Raw genomic sequence first — 6993 nt, 5'->3', positions numbered from 1 at the left:
GTCGGCTCCCACCAGGTTGCAGCCAGTCCGGTGGGAACCTCGGCGCGCTTTGGTGGGAGCCGACCCTGTCGGCGATCCCGCGACAGCGGGTGTTCTTGTGGGAGCCGCTTCAGCGGCGATGGTCGCGGCAGCGACCGCCAGCCCACCTCAGAACTCCAACTCCTGCGCCGCGCACAGATAATCCACCATCGGGGCCAGTCGCTTGAAGTGGTCCACCACGAAGGGCAGCAACTCCGGCGAGCACGCCATGGCCTCGTCGAAATCCCGCCCGGCGGCGAAGTTCTTCCGCTTCAGGTCGTCGATCAGCTCATGATTCGCGTCGAACCCACGGGGCGGCCGCGACAGGCTCTCGCCCCAGAACGAGAAGCGCTCCTGAAACGCCTTCCCGTGCGTGGCACGCTTCCAAGCCCCCGGATTATCGGCCAGGAATTCGCGCAGTTTCTTCAGCACCGGCGGCTCCGGGTGCCACATGCCGCCGCCGACGAAACATTCGCCGGGCTGGATGTGCAGGTAGAACCCCGGTGCCTGGATTTCGTGCCGGCGCTCGTGGAAGAACCGGGCGCCTTGCCAGCCCTTGTACGGCTGCTTGTCGTTGGCGAAGCGCGTATCGCGATGAAGCCGGTACAGCGAGCCGCCCACCTTGCGCGGATCGGCCCGGAAGTGGGGGCTGATCTTGCCCAGCGGCACGGCGAGATCGCCGATCAGTTCGAGGAACGGCTCGCGCACGTGGCGCTCGTAGTCGTCCTTGTGATCCTGGAACCACTCGCGGTTGTTGTTGCGGACCAGCGACTTGAAGAAGCGGAAGGTGGCGGGCGTGAAATAGGTCTTTGGCATGGGCTCTTCAGCGAAGTTCCTGGCCCCACGCCTCCAGCTCGTCGAGCAGGGCGAGGGGTGCGCCGGGCAGGGCGCGCAGGGTGGCGAGTTCGGCGTTGTAATCGTCGAGGGTGAGGGTCGTGAGCGGGCCGTGGCGGGTGAGGCGGTCGGCGCGGAAGGCCTCCCAGCGCTCGTGTTCCTCGAGGCTGAGCGTCTCCGGCCAGTTGCGCGCACGATAGCGGAACAGCAGTTCCGGATAACGGGGGTCGCGAAAGTTGAAGCGATGCGTGCCCAGTTGCTCCGGTGGCGTGGCGCGCACCTCGGCCAGCAGGCGGCGGTCGGCGTCCGGCAGGAAGCCACCGTACAGCGCCAGCTCCGGATCTTCCGCCGGTGGCATCGCCGCCGCGTGTCCATAGACACGGCGCAGCTTCTCGGCGAGCCCGCTCGCATGGCGTAGCGCGCCCAGGTGACGTTCCACGGCGTCCATGTCGAGGCCGAGGCGCGCATGGTCGACGCCTTTGAGCACGGACAGGGGCGCCAGCGCCGGCGCATGGTTCGCACGGATGGTGCGCAGCGCGATCCGCTCCACGCCTTCCGGCAGGTCGGCGCGCGCGGTGAACACACGGTCGGCGATGTCGCTGTCGTCGAGCGCGAGCAGGTCGGAAGGATCGGCGGTGAGGTCGTAGACGATGATCTCGCCGGCGCGCGAGGGATGCGCCGCCAGCGGCGCGACCACGGTCAGGCACTGCCGGCTGGCGGGGTAGCGCGACGACACGTGCACGACGGGCGTCATCGCCGCCACGTCCAGCAGTTCGAAGACGCGCTGCTTGCGCCGCAGGGCGAAGTACCAATCCCACAACTTCGGCTGTTTCTGGCGGATGAGCCGGGCCAGGGCGATCAGCGCTTCGACGTCCGAGAGCGCGTCATGCGCGCGTGCCTGTTTCAGCCCGTTCGCCGTCGCGAGGTGTTCCAGCTTGAAACTCGGCATGCCGTCGTCGCGGGTAGGCCAGACGATGCCTTCCGGACGCAGTGCCTGGCACATGCGTACCAGGTCGATCAGGTCCCAGCGCGAGTTGCCGTTTTCCCACTCACGACCGTAGGGGTCGTAGAAGTTCCGATACAGCAGGTGGCGGGTGAACTCATCGTCGAACCGCAGCGAGTTGTAGCCGACCGTGCAGGTGCCGGCCAGGGCGAGTTGTTCGTGGATCGCCGCGGCGAACGTGGCTTCCTTCAGGCCTTCGCGTTCGGCCAGCTGGGGTGCGATGCCGGTGACGAGGCAGGCGGCCGGTTGCGGCGGCATGTCGCGTGGCGGCTTGCAGTAGATCATCACCGGCTCGCCGACCATCTCGAGGTTGGCGTCGGTGCGGATGCCGGCGAACTGGCTCGGACGGTCCCGCCGGGGATCGGTGCCGAAGGTTTCGTAGTCGTGCCAGAAGAAGGTCGGTTCTGCCATCCGGCGATGATCTCACGTTCCGGTGCTCCTGCAGGCCAGGGGCCTCGCGGGTTAGACTCCGCAGTACCCAAGGAGCGCCCATGACGCCAGCGAACGAAGACAACCTCATCTGGATCGACCTGGAAATGACCGGCCTGGATACGGATAACGATTCCATCCTGGAAATCGCCACCATTGTGACGGACAAGGATCTGAACGTGCTCGCCGAGGGACCGGTCTTCGCCATCTCGCATGCGGACGCCCGCCTGCAGCAGATGGACGCCTGGAATCGCAACCAGCACATGCGCTCCGGCCTGTGGGGACGCTCGGTGGAATCGGATACCTCGCCCGAGCAGGCCGAGGAAGCCACCATCGCCTTCCTGCGCCAGTGGGTTCCCGCCGGCAAGTCGCCGATGTGCGGCAACTCCATCTGCCAGGACCGCCGTTTCCTGCACCGCGAAATGCCGAAGCTGGAACGCTATTTCCACTATCGCAACCTCGACGTCTCCACCCTCAAGGAGCTGTCGCGGCGCTGGTCGCCGGAAATCCTCCGTGGTTTCGCCAAGGACTCGGCGCACACGGCGCTTTCCGATATCCGCGATTCCATCGACGAGCTGCGCTACTACCGCCACTTCATGGGCGCGCTCGGCGGCCAACAGCCGGGCTGACCCCATGAATACCGATCCCTTCGCCACGGTGCTCGATTGCAATGGCCGCGCACTGGTGCTCGACCGGCCGCGCGTGGTCGGCATCGTCAACGTCACTCCGGATTCGTTCTCGGACGGTGGCCGCCACGACACCCTCGAAGCCGCCTACGCGCATGCGATGAAGCTGGCGGAAGAGGGCGCGGACATGCTCGACATCGGCGGCGAGTCCACCCGCCCCGGTGCCGATGAGGTGTCGGTGGAGGAAGAAATCCGCCGCGTCGTGCCGTTGATCGAACGCCTCTCGGCAGGTACCACGCTGCCGCTGTCCATCGACACCTCCAAGCCCGAAGTGATGCGCGCCGCCGTGGGCGCGGGCGCGGGCATGATCAACGATGTCTACGCCCTCCGTCGCGAAGGCGCATTGGATACCGCCGCCGAACTGCGTGTGCCGGTCTGCCTCATGCACATGCAGGGCGAGCCGCGAACGATGCAGGACGCCCCGGACTACGACGACGTGGTGGGCGATGTCCATCGATTCCTGACCGACCGGCTGTTCTCCTGCGAACTGGCGGGCATCGAGCGGCGCAGGGTGCTGGTCGATCCGGGCTTCGGATTCGGCAAGAACCTCGAACACAACCTGGCCCTGTTGCGGGCGATGTCGCGCTTCGCCGAACTCGGCGCCGGCGCTTACGTCGGCGTCTCGCGCAAGGGCATGATCGGCGCCATGACCGGCCGGCAGGACCCGTCCGCCCGGGTGCACGGCTCGGTCGCCGCGGCGTTGATCGCCGTGCAGCGCGGCGCCGTCGTGGTCCGCGTCCACGATGTGGCCCCGACGGTCGACGCCCTGGCCGTATGGGCCGCCGTCAAGGCCGGCGACACGGCGCCCCGCCACGACAAACCCTCGATGCCCCGCTGGCCCGACGACGACTGACCTTCCGGGGCAGGGCACCACGCCCCCAGCGCCCCGCACCCTGGTGGGAGCCGACCCTGTCGGCGATAGCCTCGACCCAGTAGGTCGCCGTGGCCGCGAAACCCCCGCGGGCACCGCGCCCGATGGGAGCCGACCTTGTCGGCGATAGCCCCACCACCTGGCTAGCCCTTCCGGAATATCCGGCACTTTCATCCCGCCGGAGTATCCTTTGCCGATCCTGCAAGGACGATAAGACCATGAGTGAACGCAAGTATTTCGGCACCGACGGCATCCGAGGCCATGTCGGTACCTATCCGATCAGTGCGGATTTCATCCTCCGCCTGGGCCGCGCCGCCGGTGCCGTGCTGGCGCGTCGCCGCGCCGCCGACCGTCGTGGCGCCACCGCCGGCCCTGACCGCCGTGACCACAGCCGCAAGGTCACCGTGGTGATCGGCAAGGACACCCGCGTGTCCGGCTACATGTTCGAATCGGCCTTGGAAGCCGGCCTGGTCGCCTCCGGCGCCGACGTTCGCCTGCTCGGCCCGATGCCGACGCCCGCCGTCGCCTTCCTCACCCGCTCGCTGCGGGCGGACGCGGGCATCGTCATCAGCGCCTCGCACAACCCGCACCAGGACAACGGCATCAAGTTCTTCTCCGGCCAGGGCGAAAAGCTCGACGACGAGCTGGAAGCCGAGATCGAGGCCGAGATCGAGGCCGATTTCGTCACCGTCGCCTCCGACGCGCTGGGCAAGGCCAGCCGTATCGACGACGCCGTGACCCGATACGCCGAGTTCTGCAAATCCACCGTCGCCGATGAATTCTCCCTCCGTGGCCTGAGCGTCGTGCTCGACTGCGCGCACGGCGCCACGTACCAGGTGGCGCCGAAGGTGTTCCGCGAACTGGGCGCCGAGGTCTCGACCATCGGTACCGAACCGGATGGCCTGAACATCAACCGCGGCGTTGGCTCCACCGACCCCGCCGCGCTCGCCGCGGCCGTGGTCGCGCGCGGTGCCGACCTCGGCATCGCCTTCGATGGCGACGGCGATCGCGTGCGCATCGTGGATGCCGACGGCACGGTCACCGATGGCGACGACATGCTCTACGTCATCGCCCGGCACTGGAAGCGTCGCGCCGCCTTGCCCGGCCCCGTGGTCGGCACCCTGATGAGCAACTACGGCCTGCAGCGCGCGCTCAAGGCCATGGACATTCCCTTCGTCCGCGCGAACGTCGGCGATCGCTACGTCCTGCAGCAGTTGAAGGAATATGGTGGCGTCCTCGGTGGCGAGACCTCCGGCCATGTGCTGTGCCTGGACCGCTTCACCACGGGCGACGGCATCGTCGCGGCGCTAGCCTTGCTCGAAGCACTGGCCGACGCGGGCGAGACCTTCGCCGAGGCCCGCGCGGGGCTGGTCAAGTTGCCGCAGACGATGGTCAACGTGAGGGTCGAGGGCGCCAAGGCGGCGCTCGGCACGCAAACGGTGAAGGAAGCGCTGGCCGAGGTGGAAGCGGCGCTGGAAGGCCGTGGCCGAGTGGTCCTGCGGGCTTCCGGCACGGAACCCCTCGTGCGCGTGACCATCGAGGCCGCCGATGCGGCCGAGGTGGAACGGCTGGCGGCCCAGCTGGCCGACGCCGTAAAATCGGCGGCCCAGGCCACGGCCTGATCCTCCGACCAGCGGACACAGCATGAAGAAGGTTCCCACCCTCGATATCCGTCGCTACGACACCGATCGCGAGGCCTTCGTGGCCGAGTTGGGCGCGGCGTATCGCGAATTCGGCTTCTGCTGCATCAGCGGACACGGCATCGCGAAAGAGGCCATCGACGGCGCGTACGACGCTTTCAAGCGCTTCTTCGCCTTGCCGGACGAGACCAAGCGCAAGTACCACATCCCCGGTGGCGGTGGCGCGCGTGGCTACACGCCGTTCAAGGTGGAAACCGCCAAGGACAGCAAGTTCGCGGATCTCAAGGAGTTCTGGCATATCGGCCGCGAGATCCCGCGCGATTCGAAATTCGCCGACGTGATGCCGCCCAACGTCTGGCCGGCCGAGGTGCCGGACTTCAAGGAGCACGGCTACGGGCTGTACGAAGCGCTGGACCAGCTCGGCGCCCGCGTGCTGCGCGCCCTGGCCCTGCACATCGAGCTGCCGGAGCGTTTCTTCGACGACAAGATCGACTCGGGCAACTCGATCCTGCGCCCGATCCATTACCCGCCGATCGAACAGGCCGACGTGCCGAACGTACGCGCCGGTGCGCACGAGGACATCAACTTCATCACGCTGCTGGTCGGCGCGAGCGCGGAAGGCCTGGAAGTGCTCACGCGTGAAGGCGACTGGCTGCCGATCACCACCGAGGGCGACGCCATCGTGGTCAACATCGGCGACATGCTCCAGCGCCTGACCAACCACGTGTACCCGTCCACCACCCACCGCGTGACCAATCCACCGAACGAGAACGCACGCAAGCCGCGGTATTCCGTACCGTTCTTCCTGCACCCGAACCCCGACGTGGTGCTCGACGTGCTGCCGTCCTGCGTCACGCCCGACAACCCGAAGCGCTACCCCGAGCCGATCACGGCGCACGAGTACCTTCAGGAACGTCTGCGCGAGATCAAGCTGATCTGATCGCGTCTTAGCGGGTTTTTCACCGGGAGGGGGAGAGCATCCACCCTCCCGGTTCCGTTTCCGGAGTCACCAGTGACACCCTCACGCCCGCCTTCGCGAGCCAAGCGCTCGTCGCCCCGAAAAAAATCCGCCGTCCGCTCGGCGGCCCAACGCACGCGACGCCAGCGCACCGTGCGCGCCCGCGGCCGCGCCTGACGGCATGAAAGCCAAAGGTGTAGCCGGGAGCCAGCAGCCTTTGTGGGAGCCGTTTCAGCGCCGATCCCGCGGCAGCGGGCCAGCCTGAGGCAAGCACCCATCGCCGGCAGAGCCGGCTCCCACACAAAGCCCGGCTCCGACAGCCTTTGTGCTTTGTGGCAGCCTTTGTGGCAGCCTTTGTGGGAGCCGCTTCAGCGGCGATCCCGCGGCAGCGGGCTAGCTTGCGACAAGCACTCATCGCCGGCAAAGCCGGCTCCCACACAGAGCTAGGCTCCGACAGCCTTTGTGCTTTGTGGCAGCCTTTGTGGGAGCCTTTGTGGGAGCCGCTTCAGCGGCGATCCCGCGGCAGCGGGTCAGCCTGAGGCCAGCACCCATCG

At 67.5% G+C, this 6993-nt stretch carries 6 protein-coding genes; 4 read left to right on the top strand and 2 right to left on the bottom strand.

Annotated features, from left to right (window positions below; genetic code table 11):
* Nucleotides 1-147 precede the first annotated feature (147 nt).
* Both ACR9ZJ_RS18480 and sbcB read right to left on the bottom strand, forming a co-directional pair.
* Nucleotides 148-834 (bottom strand): DUF2461 domain-containing protein, encoded by a 687-nt coding sequence (locus tag ACR9ZJ_RS18480; protein WP_481280558.1) that lies wholly within the window; start codon nt 832-834, stop codon nt 148-150.
* Nucleotides 835-841: 7 nt separating this feature from the next.
* Nucleotides 842-2266, bottom strand: coding sequence for an exodeoxyribonuclease I (gene sbcB / locus ACR9ZJ_RS18475; protein WP_481288584.1), 1425 nt, complete (start codon nt 2264-2266; stop codon nt 842-844).
* 80 nt (nt 2267-2346) lie between these two features.
* Here sbcB and orn point away from each other — a divergent pair, with 80 nt between their 5' ends.
* From orn to ACR9ZJ_RS18455, 4 genes are all read left to right on the top strand, one after another.
* Complete coding sequence (gene orn / locus ACR9ZJ_RS18470; protein WP_306847175.1) at nt 2347-2913, top strand: oligoribonuclease; 567 nt, start codon at nt 2347-2349, stop codon at nt 2911-2913.
* A gap of 4 nt (nt 2914-2917) precedes the next feature.
* Nucleotides 2918-3823, top strand: a complete 906-nt coding sequence (gene folP, locus ACR9ZJ_RS18465; protein ID WP_481288583.1) for a dihydropteroate synthase — start codon at nt 2918-2920, stop codon at nt 3821-3823.
* A gap of 236 nt (nt 3824-4059) precedes the next feature.
* Entirely contained in the window at nt 4060-5463 is a 1404-nt protein-coding gene (glmM, locus tag ACR9ZJ_RS18460) for a phosphoglucosamine mutase (protein ID WP_481280555.1), read from the top strand.
* Between the two features lie 22 nt (nt 5464-5485).
* A complete protein-coding gene (locus tag ACR9ZJ_RS18455; protein WP_426287774.1) occupies nt 5486-6421 on the top strand; it encodes an isopenicillin N synthase family dioxygenase in 936 nt (311 codons plus the stop codon).
* Nucleotides 6422-6993 lie beyond the last annotated feature (572 nt).

This window comes from Luteibacter sp. KNZ12-1A, assembly GCF_056755675.1.
The sequence above is the reverse complement of the archived record's forward strand: the minus strand, read 5'-3'. Positions and strand labels throughout refer to the sequence as shown.

Coding starts and splice junctions, on each gene's coding strand:
- ACR9ZJ_RS18480 (WP_481280558.1), bottom strand. CDS start 834: ATGCCAAAGACCTATTTCACGCCCGCCACCTTCCGCTTCTTCAAGTCG.
- sbcB (WP_481288584.1), bottom strand. CDS start 2,266: ATGGCAGAACCGACCTTCTTCTGGCACGACTACGAAACCTTCGGCACC.
- orn (WP_306847175.1), top strand. CDS start 2,347: ATGACGCCAGCGAACGAAGACAACCTCATCTGGATCGACCTGGAAATG.
- folP (WP_481288583.1), top strand. CDS start 2,918: ATGAATACCGATCCCTTCGCCACGGTGCTCGATTGCAATGGCCGCGCA.
- glmM (WP_481280555.1), top strand. CDS start 4,060: ATGAGTGAACGCAAGTATTTCGGCACCGACGGCATCCGAGGCCATGTC.
- ACR9ZJ_RS18455 (WP_426287774.1), top strand. CDS start 5,486: ATGAAGAAGGTTCCCACCCTCGATATCCGTCGCTACGACACCGATCGC.